16 protein-coding genes and 1 other RNA gene are annotated in these 14,943 nt (G+C 40.5%); 9 read left to right on the top strand and 8 right to left on the bottom strand.

Annotated elements, in window-relative coordinates:
• Nucleotides 1-71 precede the first annotated feature (71 nt).
• Nucleotides 72-1,763, bottom strand: a complete 1,692-nt coding sequence (dnaX, locus tag CEG13_RS10190) for a DNA polymerase III subunit gamma/tau (protein WP_100011769.1) — start codon at nt 1,761-1,763, stop codon at nt 72-74.
• A 274-nt stretch (nt 1,764-2,037) separates the two neighbouring features.
• On the opposite strand from dnaX, the gene CEG13_RS10185 reads away from it, so the two are divergent.
• Nucleotides 2,038-2,433 (top strand): GntR family transcriptional regulator, encoded by a 396-nt coding sequence (locus tag CEG13_RS10185; protein WP_100011768.1) that lies wholly within the window; start codon nt 2,038-2,040, stop codon nt 2,431-2,433.
• A complete protein-coding gene (locus tag CEG13_RS10180) occupies nt 2,434-3,543 on the top strand; it encodes a DUF1648 domain-containing protein (protein WP_100011767.1) in 1,110 nt (369 codons plus the stop codon).
• A gap of 186 nt (nt 3,544-3,729) precedes the next feature.
• Here CEG13_RS10180 and CEG13_RS18910 read toward each other — a convergent pair whose 3' ends face one another.
• The 4 genes from CEG13_RS18910 to CEG13_RS18905 form a co-directional block, all read right to left on the bottom strand.
• Nucleotides 3,730-4,641, bottom strand: a complete 912-nt coding sequence (locus CEG13_RS18910; protein WP_239984621.1) for a hypothetical protein — start codon at nt 4,639-4,641, stop codon at nt 3,730-3,732.
• Nucleotides 4,642-4,765: 124 nt separating this feature from the next.
• Entirely contained in the window at nt 4,766-5,731 is a 966-nt protein-coding gene (locus tag CEG13_RS10170; RefSeq protein ID WP_100011766.1) for an ABC transporter permease, read from the bottom strand.
• Entirely contained in the window at nt 5,724-6,656 is a 933-nt protein-coding gene (locus tag CEG13_RS10165; RefSeq protein ID WP_100011765.1) for an ABC transporter ATP-binding protein, read from the bottom strand. The genes CEG13_RS10170 and CEG13_RS10165 overlap by 8 nt, the downstream gene beginning before the upstream one ends.
• Before the next feature lie 133 nt (nt 6,657-6,789).
• Nucleotides 6,790-6,963 carry a hypothetical protein gene (locus CEG13_RS18905; RefSeq protein WP_239984620.1) on the bottom strand — a complete coding sequence of 58 codons (174 nt, stop codon included), beginning with the start codon at nt 6,961-6,963 and terminating at the stop codon, nt 6,790-6,792.
• 203 nt (nt 6,964-7,166) lie between these two features.
• Between CEG13_RS18905 and CEG13_RS10160 the strand changes: the two genes are divergently transcribed.
• Both CEG13_RS10160 and CEG13_RS10155 read left to right on the top strand, forming a co-directional pair.
• Entirely contained in the window at nt 7,167-7,877 is a 711-nt protein-coding gene (locus CEG13_RS10160) for a type II toxin-antitoxin system prevent-host-death family antitoxin (RefSeq protein WP_100011764.1), read from the top strand.
• 83 nt (nt 7,878-7,960) lie between these two features.
• On the top strand, nt 7,961-8,671 hold the full coding sequence (locus tag CEG13_RS10155) for a type II toxin-antitoxin system prevent-host-death family antitoxin (protein WP_100011763.1): 711 nt from the start codon (nt 7,961-7,963) through the stop codon (nt 8,669-8,671).
• Between the two features lie 72 nt (nt 8,672-8,743).
• On the opposite strand, the gene ffs is transcribed toward CEG13_RS10155, so the two are convergent.
• From ffs to CEG13_RS10145, 3 genes are all read right to left on the bottom strand, one after another.
• An RNA gene (gene ffs, locus CEG13_RS10150) (signal recognition particle sRNA large type) lies at nt 8,744-9,008 on the bottom strand.
• Nucleotides 9,009-9,478: 470 nt separating this feature from the next.
• On the bottom strand, nt 9,479-9,610 hold the full coding sequence (locus tag CEG13_RS19255; RefSeq protein ID WP_275661804.1) for a hypothetical protein: 132 nt from the start codon (nt 9,608-9,610) through the stop codon (nt 9,479-9,481).
• 16 nt (nt 9,611-9,626) lie between these two features.
• On the bottom strand, nt 9,627-10,862 hold the full coding sequence (locus CEG13_RS10145; RefSeq protein WP_100011762.1) for a helix-turn-helix domain-containing protein: 1,236 nt from the start codon (nt 10,860-10,862) through the stop codon (nt 9,627-9,629).
• Nucleotides 10,863-11,134: 272 nt separating this feature from the next.
• Between CEG13_RS10145 and CEG13_RS10140 the strand changes: the two genes are divergently transcribed.
• The 5 genes from CEG13_RS10140 (at nt 11,135) to CEG13_RS10115 (ending at nt 14,890) form a co-directional block, all read left to right on the top strand.
• The gene (locus CEG13_RS10140) at nt 11,135-11,425 is read left to right on the top strand and encodes a hypothetical protein (protein ID WP_100011761.1); all 291 of its coding nucleotides are present in this window, start codon (nt 11,135-11,137) and stop codon (nt 11,423-11,425) included.
• Nucleotides 11,426-11,803: 378 nt separating this feature from the next.
• Nucleotides 11,804-12,169, top strand: coding sequence for a hypothetical protein (locus CEG13_RS10135; protein ID WP_100011760.1), 366 nt, complete (start codon nt 11,804-11,806; stop codon nt 12,167-12,169).
• Nucleotides 12,170-12,263: 94 nt separating this feature from the next.
• The gene (locus CEG13_RS10130; RefSeq protein ID WP_100011759.1) at nt 12,264-12,950 is read left to right on the top strand and encodes a DUF5819 family protein; all 687 of its coding nucleotides are present in this window, start codon (nt 12,264-12,266) and stop codon (nt 12,948-12,950) included.
• A gap of 1 nt (nt 12,951) precedes the next feature.
• Nucleotides 12,952-13,848 carry an HTTM domain-containing protein gene (locus tag CEG13_RS10125; protein ID WP_100011758.1) on the top strand — a complete coding sequence of 299 codons (897 nt, stop codon included), beginning with the start codon at nt 12,952-12,954 and terminating at the stop codon, nt 13,846-13,848.
• A gap of 664 nt (nt 13,849-14,512) precedes the next feature.
• Nucleotides 14,513-14,890, top strand: coding sequence for a thiol-disulfide oxidoreductase DCC family protein (locus tag CEG13_RS10115; RefSeq protein ID WP_100011756.1), 378 nt, complete (start codon nt 14,513-14,515; stop codon nt 14,888-14,890).
• The last annotated feature ends 53 nt before the right edge of the window (nt 14,891-14,943 follow it).

Raw genomic sequence — 14,943 nt, 5'->3', positions numbered from 1 at the left:
GTCGTGTTTCCTTTATCTCCTGCGGCTCAGTCCAGCCCATACGTCGCTAACCGGGCGCTTCCGCTTTTGTTTTAGTCATGGACTTCCAGCAGGTCATCCCCGACGAGCTTTCGTGCCTCATCAACAAGTGGATCCTGCTGTGGTTCGGTTGTGGCTGCCTGTTGTTCCTGGTTATTTAAATAATCGCTGCGAACTTCTGTCCAGGCCTGTTCCGGAATGGGGATGATCGTCAGCTCTTTTCCAAGCACATTTGCCAGTACAGATTCGACCGTTTCCCGGTGATCCAGAAACAGGGAGCAATGGATATCGTACTTGAATGCTACCACCGCCGCCTTTTCGGAAGCTGCGGCCGGCTTGCTGTCCTGAATCGTCGCATGTGCCGGCGCGTTGGTTGTCTTCAATTTATTTAAAAAGTTGGCCCACTCGGATTGCACTTTCTTCAATTCAGGCTTGGCTGCTTCCTTGAGCACATCGCGAATCCGGTCATATGGAATCTTGTAGCCATTTTTTGTACCCCGGGCTGGTGCCTGTCTGCGTGCTTCCCGTCTCGGCGCAGGCTGTGCGTGCACGGCGGGATTTTCTTTCAGCAGGTTAACTTCTTTTTCCAGCTGAGCCAGTTTATTGGTCAGCCTGGAAACTTCTCCGGAATCCTCGCCTGCTGCAGGCTGCTGGGCCTGATGATGGCGATTGGTTATCGTCAAAATCGCAATCTCAATAAAGACTTTCGGATTGTTTGTCCATTTTATCTCCTGCTGGCATTGATTTAATTGGAGAATCGCCTCCTGCACCCAGTCGGTCGATACCGCCTCAGCAAGCACGCGAAAACTCTCTTCCGCCCGCGCCCGCTCCAAGAGGCCTTCCAGAGATGGGGCACTTTTATACAGCAGCAGATCCCGCATGAAATAGATCAGATCATAGACAAATCGGCCGGGATCTTTCCCATTTTGGATGAGCTGGTCGAGTGATTTCAAGGCATGCTGGACATCCTGCTCGTGCATGGCCTGGACCATCTCTGTCAGAATTCCCTGAGAAACCCCGCCGGTCACTGCCAGGATGTCGTCCAGTTCCACCGTCTCCTCACTATAGGAGATGGCCTGATCGAGAATGCTCAATGCATCTCGCATCCCGCCTTCTGCAGCCAGGGCCACGGTCTCCATCGCTTCTGCGGAGACGGAGATGTTTTCCGCGTCAATCACCGTGTGCATTCGCTCGACCATCGCTTGATTGGAAATCGGCTTGAAATCAAAACGCTGACATCTGGAGAGAATTGTCAGTGGGATTTTATGCGGTTCGGTCGTTGCCAGGATGAACACGACATGCGGTGGCGGCTCCTCCAGGGTCTTCAGCAGGGCATTGAAAGCACTGGTAGAAATCATGTGCACTTCATCGATGATATATACTTTATACGGCACAGAACTGGAGGCATATTTCACCTTGTCACGGATATCGCGGATGTCCTCGACACTCGTGTTCGACGCCGCATCAATCTCAATGACATCGGAAATCGAGCCATCCTGAATCCCCCGGCAGGCCGCACACTCATTGCATGGCTCTTTCACCGGGCGCTGCTCACAGTTAATCGCTTTGGCAAAAATCTTCGCCGCACTAGTCTTTCCTGTCCCCCGCGGACCAGAGAAAACATAGGCATGGGAAAACTTCTCCTGCACAATCGCATTCTGCAGTGTTCGTGTAATATGTGTTTGTCCTGCCACGTCGGCAAATTGCCTCGGCCGCCAGACGCGGTACAGCGCTTGATAGCTCATATGGATTTTCCCCTTATAGGTTCTCTCCTAATTATACCCGATTTCAGGGGTGTATGTGAACCTTCGTGGTAAAACATTTGGGAAAGTTTTCGGATATGCCACCTATTCATGGTTTCATTTCGATTATAGAAAAAATACATGTTTACTCACAGACTAACTTTGTCCACTTCATTTTCTGTTTTCTCATGAACAAAATTTAGGTTGCATACTTTCGATAACTGTTATATAATATGTATAACAGTTATTACAAAATGATTTAGGATGTGACGAGGTTGTGATGATAACTCTTGATTTACAAGCAGATGAGCCGATTTATGCACAGGTAAAAAATCAAATCATTGCAGGTATTGCTAAAAAGGAGTTCTTGCCGGGGGAAGGACTGCCTTCTGTCCGTGCACTTGCTGCCGATCTTGGGATCAACCTGCACACGGTAAATAAAGCGTATCAGCAGTTGAAACAGGAAGGCTTTATTTTAATCCACCGCCAAAAAGGAGTGGTAATCAATCCAGAAGGGGTCCCGCAGGCAGACAATGCTTACAGGGAAAGACTTTACGCCACCTTACACCCGCTCATTGCCGAGTCCGTTTGCCGCGGGGTAGGGAAAGAAGAATTTTTGATGCTGTGCAGTGAAATATACAGCGAATTTACAAACGGAAAGGATGAAAATTAAATGGGGCAATCCGTTGTTTTTATGTTATTTCTCATTCTATTGCCTGTGTTTGCTGCCACAATGTTTATGCCTTATCTAACAAGGAGAACAGAAAGCTTTGGGGTTTCTATTCCGGAAGATGTTTATCAAAGCTCAAAACTGAGGGCCATGCGTAAGCAATATGCCATGGTGACCGGAATGATCGGCATGATCGTTTTCGTTGCTTTCCTGCTGTTTGCCGACGCGATGACAAGAAGCAGTGACTTTTTAGCAATTGGTTTTAGTGCAGGATTAGTTGTTTATTTGGTGAGTATGTTTGTTGTCTATTTGAAGTACCATTACCAAATGAAGCGATTAAAAGCGGAGGAAAAATGGGCGGAACACAGGTCACAGCAGGTAGCGGTTGATATGCGTTTTCGCGATAAAAAGCTGATTCATTCCAACGGCTGGTTTGCGATCCCATTCCTGATTTCATTTGGAACATTGATCATGACATTATTACTCTATGATCGAATTCCAGAACGAATACCGATGCAGTATGATTTTAATGGCAACGTCACCAACTGGTCTGCCAAATCCTATCGATCCGTAATGGTCATGCCAGTCATGATGCTTTACCTGACCTTGCTTTTCCTGTTAATTAACGTGATCATAGGCAAAGTAAAGCAGCAGTTAAGCGCAGAAAACCCTGAAAAATCGATGCAGCAAAACATTATTTTCAGGCGGCGCTGGTCAGGGTTTATAATTATCACAGGAACGGCACTGACACTGTTATTCTTTGTCATCCAGCTATCGTTTATTGTTCCGGTGAATGCACAGATTCTAACCATTGTCCCACTCGTTTTTGGTTTAGCTGTGACCGTCGGTGCAATTGTGCTTTCTTTTACAACGGGGCAGGGGGGAAGCAGAATCGTTGCGAGTGATGGTGAAAAGGAAGGGGTCATTGATCGGGATGACGATCGTTTTTGGAAGCTTGGCCAATTTTATTTCAATAATGATGATCCTGCCTTATTTATTGAAAAACGGTTTGGGGTAGGATGGACGATAAACGTTGCCCGGCCATTGGTTTGGATATTCTTAGTACTGATTATTCTTTTGGCTGTTGCTATTCCGGTGGTGTTGGGGGCTTAGTACTGCAAACTGAAGTGGAAGGGGCAGGTTCGCAAAGGAAAACGCCCCCCTTCTTCCAATATAAAGTTACAATTCCGCAATTTTGCTTTGCAACCGGGCGTTTCCAAGTATAAAAGACCATGGTTTCCCATGACCTTTGTCTAAGGGGAGGCGGTCATCTAACATAGGGCGATGGCTGCCTGCTCCTTAATTTATTCTCTCATTGCCTTTATCCCTGATGATAATCTCATATGGAACTTCCCCAATCGATAACTCTTCCATTTTCAGCTCAATTATGTTACCTACATAATTTTCCATTTGCTTAACCTTTCGATCGGCGTTCACGAACCAACTGTCATTTATTGTGGTTTTAATAATGATCTGTAAAGGCATAGGATGGAACGAAGAAGCAAATCCTCTGTATTCTTTGAATTTCTTACTTGTTTCCTCCATTATTGCAGCAAATACAGGGTGCCATTCCATATCTCTTATTTCACTTTCGCTTTTTTCCTCTAATTTAACGGTAAAATCCATATTGGTCTCAGATAAAATGGCATTAGAAATGAGGTTTTCGAGTTCATCATCTTCTGCCAACCCTTTATCTGTCGCTTCAATGATGATTTCTTTCTCTGGTTTAACCAATATGGAATAGGCAAAGTCATATCCTTTGTCCTTTAATACATCTGAAACAACATTGGAAACCTTATCGATTGATTCCCTTAACTTTTCATCCTCTTTATTAAGCGGAATCTTACTGTCCAAAACCCTAAACTTTATTTCAAAATCACCAAATTCTACCTCTTTTGCAGTATCAGCTATTATATTTTCAATCTGACTTTTGATGGCCTCATCTTTAATTTGTGCGGTTAACATACGATCTGCGTGGGAGTAACTTAATCCTACCTCGTAGCCTTTGTCATTTAATTCTTTTGAGCTTTTTATAAATAATAGTTCGAGCTTTTCTTTTTGTTTTTTCGTTTCTTCCATACTTTTTTCTAATTCATTTTTAATTTGTTGATCAGATTTAGCAATTACTGTTTTATCTGTTACGTTTGCGAAAATTGGAATGGAACCATAAATGAGGATGACGATCACAAAACCGATAAGATTTTTTCTCATAGACACCCCCCCTTCATAAGAGGTGTATGTACATGTTTTTTACCTTATTCCTTATTATCTAAAAGGGTAGGTGAACAGGGATCTCCAGTAAAGGAGATCCCTGTGTTCTCTTAATCAAGTCATCCTATGACCCTGCAACATCCCTCTTCGTAAACACAAGCCACGACAACACCATAAAGATAACAAAATACACAACAAGCACACTGATCGAAAAGCCCATCGTCATTCCTTCAATAGGCGGACCAAAGTTATTGGTATACTGACTCAAATCCGTATTGGCGAAAAGGATATATTTTGCCCAGTCGTATTGGTTAAATATCCCGACAACGGTATTTCCGGCCAGCATCAGGAAAATCGCCGTCCCGATGGCCAGAGAGCTGTTGCGGAATACGATGGAAATCATGAACGCAAAGGTCGTCATCATCACCAGATTGACCATGCCTAATCCATATTCCGTTATAATTTCACTGCCCACCTCAACCAGGACATATTCGCCTCCCTGCTGCATGACGACAGACGGGTTCCAGCCTTCGATGCCAAAGAAAGCAGCTCCGGTGAGCCAGGAGGAAACCAGTAAAAATAATAGCGTCACCAGTGCGAAGATAATCACGGCGGTGAACTTGGAAAGCAATATCTTAGATCGGGAAATCGGCCGGATCAGCAGCAGCTTAATCGTACCCCATTTGAATTCATGGGTGACAATGCCTGCCGCTACAATAATCGTCAAGAGGCTAACGATGGACAAAAGGCCCTGGTTCTCCAGCACATACTGCCACGTGCCATATCCTGTCGGCTGGATGTCGTTTTCCAGGTGGAAATTATTCTTTTCCAACTGCATCGGGTTCATCGCAACATTAAATCCCGATTGCGACTCCGCGTTTTCCATCTCGCTCATGATTTCCTCGTTTTCCTGCTGCATCACCTCGCGCCAGTCATCTCCCTGATATTCCTCGCCGGTATCGACAAATGAATAGCTGAGCGCTGCCCCGCCGATAACGAGCACCGCAATAATGATATACATGGCCCACGTTGATTTTCGTATGTAAATTTTCCCTAGTTCGTTGCCAACAAGTTTGATAAAGTTATTCAATCGTATTCTCTCCAATCAGATCAAAGAATTTCTCCTCTAACGTTGCTTTCGACACATTCACCTGGTAAATGGCGATTTCATGCTGGACGAGGGTTTGGATGATCGCCGGCATCTGTTCTTTTTCACTTTGGAATTGGAGCCAGCCATCTTCTTCTGCAGCCGGGATGGCAAACTCGGACTTCAAGAGTTCTGCCGCTTTTCCTGCAGGGGATACCTCGATTTGTACCTGGTGGGCTCGTTCTTCCCCGGAAGCAGCAGCCTCCGTGTCCCGCACATTTTCTGTCGCTACCATTTCGCCATTTTTAATCACGCCGATGCGGTCACACATTAGCTCCACCTCGGACAGCAGGTGACTTGAGATAATTACCGCTACATTTTCTTCCTGAGCCAAGCGGCGGATGTATTGGCGGATTTCCCGGATGCCCGCCGGATCAAGGCCGTTGGTTGGTTCGTCCAAAATCAGGATAGATGGCCGGTGCAGAAGGGCCTGCGCGATACCCAGCCGCTGACGCATCCCCAGCGAATAACGCCCGACTTTTTCCTTGATCACTTTCTCCAGCCCGACAAGTGCGATGACTTCCTGGATCCGCTCACTTGTCGTACCTGGGATCATGCGAGCAAAATGGGTAAGGTTTTGCATACCTGTCATAAACGGGTACATTTCCGGATTTTCCACGATTGCCCCAACTTCCCGGACAGCCTCTTTGAAGTTGCTTTTGATGCTTGAACCCTGGATTCGCACATCGCCATCGGTAATTTTCATCAGTCCGACCATCATGCGGATCGTTGTCGTTTTCCCCGCACCATTGGGCCCGATAAAGCCGAATACTTCTCCTTTTTCAATTTGAAAAGATAATCCTTTGATAATTTCTTTCTTGCCAATTGTTTTTCTCAGATTGATTAATTCCATTGCCGGTTCTGGCATGATGCTTCTACCTCCAATATTGCAAGCTACCTGTAATACGGAGGAGGTTATGAAAATGTTTCATGTTTTACGTTAAATATATGTAAAAAACCTGTATCCGTACGATGGGATACAGGTTTTTCGTATGCTGCGATTAGCGGCGGTTGTTGCGGTCGCGCTTGTCGTTACGGTTGAAGTTATCACGATTGTTGTTTCGGTTGTTGTCGCGATTTTCATTTAGATCGTCAAGAAATTCATTCGCAAATTCCACATTATCGTTGTTTTGACGGTTATTGCGGTTACGACGCTCATTCCGGTTATCGTTCATCCTCAGCACTCCTTCATGTAAGGTTAAGCGAAAGGCCTGCCATCCGCTCACAGGGTTTATTTTGTCCGTTTCGAAAAATTAAACACAAAGCTGTCGTGACCAAAATTTCCCTGCCAATTTTAGTTTTAGCTAATTACGATTGATAAAATAGCTAATAATTTGTATAATATTAATAAATTAGCTAATAAGGGGATGTGCGGAAAATGAGAGTGTCTTCAACCAAGCTGCAAAACAACTTTGGTAAATACTTGAAATTTGTGGAAGCCAATGAGGAGATCATTGTGACGAAAAGCGGAAAAGACGCGGCCAAAATCCTTCCCTGTCATGACGCAGACGTTGTCAAAGAAGGACAGGCAGAATATCGATCATCGAGTTGGGTGACGTATGAAGAATTTCTGGAATTGACGGAGGACTCGGAACAACGATTTGAGTTAATTGATGGGGTCATCTATAATCTGGCATCGCCCTCCTATAAACACCAGCATGCAGTGGGCGAACTTCACGGTACATTTTACAACTGGTTCAAAGGAAAAAACTGTGTGCCGCTTACCTCTCCGTTTGATGTGACTTTCATTAAGGAAGAAGACAACATCAACGTGGTTCAGCCGGATATTTTGGTCATGTGCGACAAAGACAAACTGGATGAGAAAGGCAAGTATAAGGGGACGCCAACCCTGGTTGTTGAAGTATTATCTCCATCCACGAGAAGCAAGGACATGTTGAAGAAGCTTGAGTTATATAAAGAATGTGGTGTTCGGGAATACTGGATTGTTGATCCACTCAATGAACAAATTTGGGTTTACGTGCTGGGAGACAATGATATCACGAATAGCAAAAGCTATAAAAAAGATGACACCGTTCGCTCCGAGGTGTTTGAAGGATTGGAAGTGGACTTACAGGAAGTGTTTGCTTGATTTCATTTTACTTCCTAAAATCAGAAACACACACTGAAAAAATCCTCTATTCATAAATTGGCTAATAAGGAGATGTGCGGAAAATGAGAGTGCCTTCAACCAATGTGCAGGAAAATTTTGAAAAATACTTGAAATTTGTAGAAGCCAATGAAGAGATTATTGTTACAAAGAACGGAAAAGATGCAGCCAAAATCATTCCTTGTCATGACGCAGACGTTTTGAAAGAAGGGCAGGCAGAATATCGATCATCGAGTTGGGTGACGTATGAAGAATTTCTGGAACTGACGGAGGAATCGGTGCAAAGATTTGAATTAATTGACGGTGTCATCTACAATCTGGCCTCGCCGTCCTACAAGCACCAGTATGCTGTAGGGGAACTTTTCGGTGCATTTCACATCTGGTTTAAAGGAAAAAACTGTGTGCCGCTTACCTCTCCATTTGATGTGACTTTCGTTAAGGAGGAAGACAACATCAACGTAGTCCAGCCGGATATTTTGGTCATGTGCGACAAGGACAACCTGGACGAGAAAGGCAAATATAAGGGGACGCCCACCCTTGTTGTTGAGGTATTATCGCCTTCCACGCGAAGCAAAGACATGTTAAAGAAGCTTGATTTATATAAACAATGCGGTGTTCAGGAATATTGGCTTGTCGATCCACTCAATGAACAAATTCGGGTTTACGTGCTGGAGGACAATGATATCACGAACAGCAAAAGCTATAAAAAAGATGACATCGTTCTCTCCGAGGTATTTGAGGGATTGGAAGTGGATTTACAGGAAGTGTTTGCCTGATAATACACCTCGGTAATAAATCAGAAACCCCTTGCCCGGGAATGGACAAGGGGTTTCTTTAACATATGTAAACCGTGCACCCACCGTTGATGCGACGGCCCTATGCGTTACTCAAGTTCATGGCTCGGCTCAGGCTTCCCCGCGGCACACGGAAATGACCACTTACTGCTGCTTCCTTCCGGACCTGACAGGATTCATGGGTTTCCGTTGCGCGGGACCTGGACGTCAACACCAATCCCTTGAGGCAGCCATAAAGCCGCCACACCTCGGATGGGAATTCGACCTCGCTATAGCGGATTGCGAGTACAGGGCACCGCTACCTCCCCGCTTAGCACGGCATTGTCCATTATAACTTTTTTTTGGGGAAAATGCAAATGGGGAAATTAATTTAGATAATGTGGCTTGTATTATTTTCTCATCATTAGCGCGAACCGCCTCGATAACCTCTTTTTGGGTTAACCCCAAATGGAGTCTGCGCTTTAATATTTTCTTTCCCATTATACTGAGTGTTTATTAAGATGTTCGCTACCACCTGGTGCTGTTTTTAACGTATCCATTAAATCTCCAAAAGACTTCTTGCTCATAAAACCATCTCCATTTTCATCTTCTAACATTGAAATCATAGCTTTAGTATTACCCACATTATATTGTATACAATCTATCCCTTTGCTCCACAATTATTCATTAATTTTAGATGTTATACCAGTAAAATAACTAAACCTCTCATTGGCATGATATAATTGGTGTTTCTTGAGTCATTCCCCATAATAAAATTCCGCCAGAAGATTTACTGGCGGAAAGTAAGACTTACCTTGAATCAACTTCGATAACGGGTGGTTGCGGTGAATCAGGATAATCAGATTCCTCTGCACTGACTGTGGAAATAATGCCGAAAACCAAAATAAAAGCTAACACAGTCGACGAAAGTAATTTTTTCATTTGAATTCACCCCCCTTCACTTTATATATTTGGCAGATTGAAGATATTCGAATGCCTGTTTATAAAAATGACTTCTTGCATAAGATTCAGCCAGCAGTTCGGTACACTCATGGGCAAAATCAGGGTCGCGCTCTTTATAAAAGGAAATAGCATCCTCAAGTTTGGATCGATATAAATCAGAGTTCTTACTTTCGAGCCATTGAAGTTTTAGTAGATTGAACTTAATTTGGTAGTCTTGATCACTTGATTCTTCTGCATGGTTTAACCCTTTAAAAAGCCATTCCTTAGCATCTCCTTCATCACCTGTTAGGTAGTGCTCTTTAGTTAGCAGATAAAGCGTATTCAATTTTTGACCAGGCTCTGTTTTGAATGTTAGAGCTTTAAGGAGATATTCAATCGACTTTTTCGATTCACCTTGTTTGGCATAAATATTGCCCAAGTTATGGTAGGTCTTACCTTTGATGATTTTTGCTTTTCTATTGTAATCTGCCGCATTCAGGACTTTTTGGAAATACTCTTCGGCTGTCTTGTAATTTTTCACATGATTAAAGTTAATACCAAGTAACAGATGGCAGTCTGTACATCTTTCAAAGTTCATGGCCTGGTTATATAATTCTAAAGCTTTAAATGCATACAGGGTTGAATGTGTAACATCTTGAAGTCGGCTAAGAGTCAAAGACATGTAATACAAAAATTCCGGATCCTCAATCTTTTGCATTTCAGCGGTCTTTTCTGCTTTTGTGTAGTATGCTTTAGATTTGTTTAAACTACCATACTGGTATTCATATAAACCAAGTATGAAGTAATAATCAAATTCGATTTCCGAGGTGATATAGTTTTGTAGGTTCTTGATGTTATTTAACGTGTCTTCGCATTGTTTTCGGTCCTTAATTTGTAGAAAGTAATACAAACGAAACAGATGATAATGACTCAGAAGGAAGGGATCGTCTACTGTTTCGAATTCGACTCTTAGTTGGGTGAATTTTGATGTTGCAGCATTTTCATCTTTATGTTTAATCTGAGCATACCATTCATTAAGTAACCTTTTGTACCCTTCGTCTATATCCTCCGTGAGTTCTTTAAGTGTAATGTTTAGCCTTTGGCAAAAATCAACTAAGGTTTGCTCTGGAGCTTCGATTTTGTTGTTTTCAATCTTACTAACATAAGTTAAATCACAAATTCCCTCGGCCAATTTCTTCTGAGTAAGTCCACGTTGTATTCTATGATAGCGTAATTTTTCCCCTTTGACCATAGTTTATCCCCCTTTTTGTGGTTGATCAAATTGACTCTAAAAACTGCTCTAAGTAACAATGTCTTGTGGTAATTTTATCACTACTCAATATAAACTGTCTATTGTAAAATGGGTTTAAGAGTTTTAGTGTTACACCTTATTTAAGAATAGGTTACAAATTGGATCAGCAATTATGTAACCACCATTATCCTTAATAGTTGGAGGTGGGTTACTGGAAATAAATTATCGTAACTAGATTTTGCTAATAACCATAAGGAGGTGAAAATGCATTCATGAGGAAAAGAAGTGTAGTCATAAGTTGCTTACTGTCAGCCGTTATAATGCTAGGCATTAGTAGTACTGTAGCTGGAACAAGTTATTCCAAATATAGTATGAATGAGTACGAGGTGGAGTATGATAATCAACAAATCGACGAAGCAGCTCAACCTGATGCTCTTACTGGCTGGTTTTCCTCTAGTGTAGCTAATCAGATGATATATCATACTGGTGATAATCAACAATTGGATGAGCAACTAGAAATTTCGTCTAAAGAAACTTCTAGCACGAATGAGTTTGGTCGATAGTATTTAATGTTACTTGTTCACTCTTTAAGTTTTAGGCCCGTAAACAATTTAATATGAACTTATGAAGAAAAATCAGATGATAGAGTGCCAGCCATTAATACTAGTTGAACAGGCGATATCTGGGACAGCGCCGATCAGGATGACTCAGCAATTGCCTTTACTTTAATTTGCCGCCAAACGACAAGAAAAAGTCATTCGACGTCATTGTATGTCAGTTCTCTCAGGTGCTGGAGCTTTAAACGAATTTCGTAAATATCCTTTTACCTATTTGTGGCACCATTTACTTGAAGGGGGGAATCCATGGAAAAAAACTATGAGACTCGTTTTAAAAACCTGAGCTAAGAGCTAAGAACTATACTTACACAACGGAGGGATTCTATGAAAAAGAAATGGACTATTTTAGCAGCTATTACTCTTGTTCTTGGAGTGTTTCTAGGAACAATAAGTGTTAGCGCAGCTGATGAAGAGACGGACGATATTGAACAGCATGAAGTTAATTACAATAGCAACGCATTGGTGAATAATGAAGTAACCCCAGAGGCTATCCCAGCTTTTGCGGCTGGTGCTTTAGCTGGAGGTCTACTCTACGATGCTGTTAAAGGCACAGTTACCTATATGCATGGCGTTTACCAGGATGCTGGAGGACACGAAGCAGTAGCAGATAGTTATGAGAGAGGGACGAATTATCTTGGCCAGAGCCTTGAATCTACTGAGGATGAAAATGTTACTGCATTCGGTCGATAATGTTAAAATTTGCCACTGTGAACTGTAGATATTTTACAGTTCACAGTTGCATTTTGTTATAAAACACCTATCTTCTTAAAAAAGGAGAGTAAAAATGAAAAATAAATTACTAAAAACTTGGTTCTATATATTATTGTCTTTTGTAATTTTTCATAGTGCTATTACTGTAGCCTATAATTTTCCAATAACACCTCTTAAAAATAATTTTAGTGGAGTTATCAACTCTTATATGACCCCTTTATTTAGTCAAACTTGGACTCTGTTTGCTCCTAATCCAGCAAATACTAACGTAAAAGCTGAAGTGAAATTATCATATGGAGATAACCAAGAAACCAGTTGGATTAGTTTTTCAGACTTAGTTCATGAAAAGTCAAGAAATAATTACTTCTCTCATTACCATTTTTATTCAGGTGCGTTAGTTCAAATGCAAGGTAATGTAATAAGAACCTCTGAAAACCTTATGAAGTCAATCGAAGAGGAAGATAAGCAAATATTGGAGCAGTTGAATCTTGAAACTGCCAATAACAATCAATCAAGTTATATAGAAGGTTTAGTAGAGAAAAAAGATATTAAAGATTTTCTTGAAACAAATAGAACAGTCAATTCACTATACGGTTTAGTATATACGTATTTTAATAAACAGTATTTTTCAGATATATCCAATATACAAATAAGGATCTCTTCTGAATTTTTCGCGGAATATGGGGAAGAAGAGGAATCTAAATACCAACTTTTTTATTTACCTAAACTTAAAACAAATCAACTGGTTAGAGGGGGATAAAATGAAAACCAATATCTTATTCAATAAGGCAACCAACAACCAGCATCATTTAATTGGGTTAAGCATAATAAGAGTAACTATAGGATTGCATTTATTATGGCAGTTACTTCTTTCTTATCCTATAAAAGAAGACCTTTGGCAATCTTATTTTTTGAACCCAAACGTTGAATTTTTACATAACCCTACATTTTTTACTATATTTTATTTCTTTGGTATTATAATCATGTTACTTTATACTTTAGGTTTAGGAACAATTTATTTTAATTTTATTGTATATATATTTGTATTTATTTTATATAAGGCAAGCCCCTTTTTGGGCGACGGCGGGAGTAACATATTAATTATTGTTCTTGTGTATATGATTTTCACTAACAACTCTGCCTATTTCTCCTTATTCCCTAAGAAACCAAGTTATAGTATGTTTGGTAGAATAACACACAACCTTTTCCTTTCATTGGTTCTGATCCAAACGTGTATATTATATTTCTTTGCAGGTTTTTTTAAGATACAAGGAGATATGTGGTTACATGGAACAGCGCTATATTATGTATTAAACCTTGATGCTTTTAATATGAATCTTACTAGCTTCTTGTCCGAGGTCGTAACTGGTTCTCCGATGTTGCTAACAATTGGAGCGTATTCAGCTATGTTTCTCCAATTTCTATTTCCGTTTTTAGTATTCAATAAATACACAAGATACGTGGTTTTAGTTGGGTCTATTGGTTTTCATTTAGGTATTGCAATATTAATGGGTTTAGTCCAATTTGGAATGATTATGCTGGCTTTAGATTTAGCATTTTTAAACGATAGGGAATATAAGCTTGCCTATAATTTCGTTAAAAATAAAGTTATTGCAATGACACCTCGATCACTTAATGAACAAAAGGGTATACATTAAGCAATGGATACTCTAATGCTAGAGAAAAAATATGGCAATCAATTCGTTAGAAGCTATCTTCCATTACCGCAAAAGTGAGATGTCATTTCTATCATTACAAAATAGGAACGAAGGTAGCTTTTATAAATACTTGCTCCTTTACTAACTTTTATAGGTGGTGAATAAATATGAATTATAAAAAAATATTTATCTTATTATTGATTGTATTAGGAATTAATACTCTGCGATATGGGACTTACCTTTTAGAAGGAACTACGAGTATATATTATTTAATCTTCTTTGCTTTAAATTTGCTCACTTTGATTATAGTTATAATATCTAAGCCAAAAATAAATAATAAGAAAACTAACGGGAGGCAGAGATAAATAGCAATTGATCCATCGGTGACAAGAAAATGAGCCAGTTATTACAAAGGTGAGCCACTCATTGATAAACACTACCATAATACCAACCACCTTAGAAGTGATTGTACGTGGTACGCCATTTATGTGGATGGCGTCCTCAAGGCTGTTTTTTCTGCATTGAAGTGTTGCTGTATCAATGTCAAAGCATGCTGGCTCACTCTATGGCAAAAGTGGCTCTAAAACATGGCTGGAGTGGTTCTATCTTATGTCTTTATTCGAATTTAGGTATTATATAAAATAAGTAAGGGAAGGGTTTTAATATGAGCATATTAATATATGACGGAGAATGTAATATGTGTAGTGGTTTTATTCGCTTTGTATTAAAAGTCAATCAAAATACTGATTTAAAAATTACCGATTTTGAATCAGAATGGGCTATCAAAAACAAAGAAAATAATGTATCACCAGATACTATTGTTTATATAACTAAAGACAACAGATATTATCATTCTGAAGCAATAATACACTTACTTGCTGATGCTAATAATTTATTTATCCCCTTATTATTTCTAAAATTAATTCCGAAGAGTATAAGGAATGGTATTTATAAAGTCGTCTCAAGAAATAGACATAAAATTATAAAAACAAATAAGTGCAGATTACCTACACAAAAAGAAAAAAGTTTTTTTCTGCAGTAAACTATACAACTTAAGAAATGCCAGATATGAACAAAGGCGTCCTTTATTGGTCT

Source organism: Lentibacillus sediminis (assembly GCF_002763455.1).
GTDB lineage: Bacteria > Bacillota > Bacilli > Bacillales > Amphibacillaceae > Lentibacillus_D > Lentibacillus_D sediminis_A.
Note: the sequence above shows the minus strand (reverse complement) of the source record. Positions and strands in the feature narration are given on the sequence as shown.

Bases quoted from the DNA above. Each gene is read 5' to 3' on its own strand.
- dnaX (WP_100011769.1), bottom strand. From the start codon at position 1,763: ATGAGCTATCAAGCGCTGTACCGCGTCTGGCGGCCGAGGCAATTTGCC.
- CEG13_RS10180 (WP_100011767.1), top strand. From the start codon at position 2,434: ATGGGGCAATCCGTTGTTTTTATGTTATTTCTCATTCTATTGCCTGTG.
- CEG13_RS18910 (WP_239984621.1), bottom strand. From the start codon at position 4,641: ATGAGAAAAAATCTTATCGGTTTTGTGATCGTCATCCTCATTTATGGT.
- CEG13_RS10165 (WP_100011765.1), bottom strand. From the start codon at position 6,656: ATGCCAGAACCGGCAATGGAATTAATCAATCTGAGAAAAACAATTGGC.
- CEG13_RS18905 (WP_239984620.1), bottom strand. From the start codon at position 6,963: ATGAACGATAACCGGAATGAGCGTCGTAACCGCAATAACCGTCAAAAC.
- CEG13_RS10160 (WP_100011764.1), top strand. From the start codon at position 7,167: ATGAGAGTGTCTTCAACCAAGCTGCAAAACAACTTTGGTAAATACTTG.
- CEG13_RS10155 (WP_100011763.1), top strand. From the start codon at position 7,961: ATGAGAGTGCCTTCAACCAATGTGCAGGAAAATTTTGAAAAATACTTG.
- CEG13_RS19255 (WP_275661804.1), bottom strand. From the start codon at position 9,610: ATGAAAAAATTACTTTCGTCGACTGTGTTAGCTTTTATTTTGGTTTTC.
- CEG13_RS10145 (WP_100011762.1), bottom strand. From the start codon at position 10,862: ATGGTCAAAGGGGAAAAATTACGCTATCATAGAATACAACGTGGACTT.
- CEG13_RS10140 (WP_100011761.1), top strand. From the start codon at position 11,135: ATGAGGAAAAGAAGTGTAGTCATAAGTTGCTTACTGTCAGCCGTTATA.
- CEG13_RS10135 (WP_100011760.1), top strand. From the start codon at position 11,804: ATGAAAAAGAAATGGACTATTTTAGCAGCTATTACTCTTGTTCTTGGA.
- CEG13_RS10130 (WP_100011759.1), top strand. From the start codon at position 12,264: ATGAAAAATAAATTACTAAAAACTTGGTTCTATATATTATTGTCTTTT.
- CEG13_RS10125 (WP_100011758.1), top strand. From the start codon at position 12,952: ATGAAAACCAATATCTTATTCAATAAGGCAACCAACAACCAGCATCAT.
- CEG13_RS10115 (WP_100011756.1), top strand. From the start codon at position 14,513: ATGAGCATATTAATATATGACGGAGAATGTAATATGTGTAGTGGTTTT.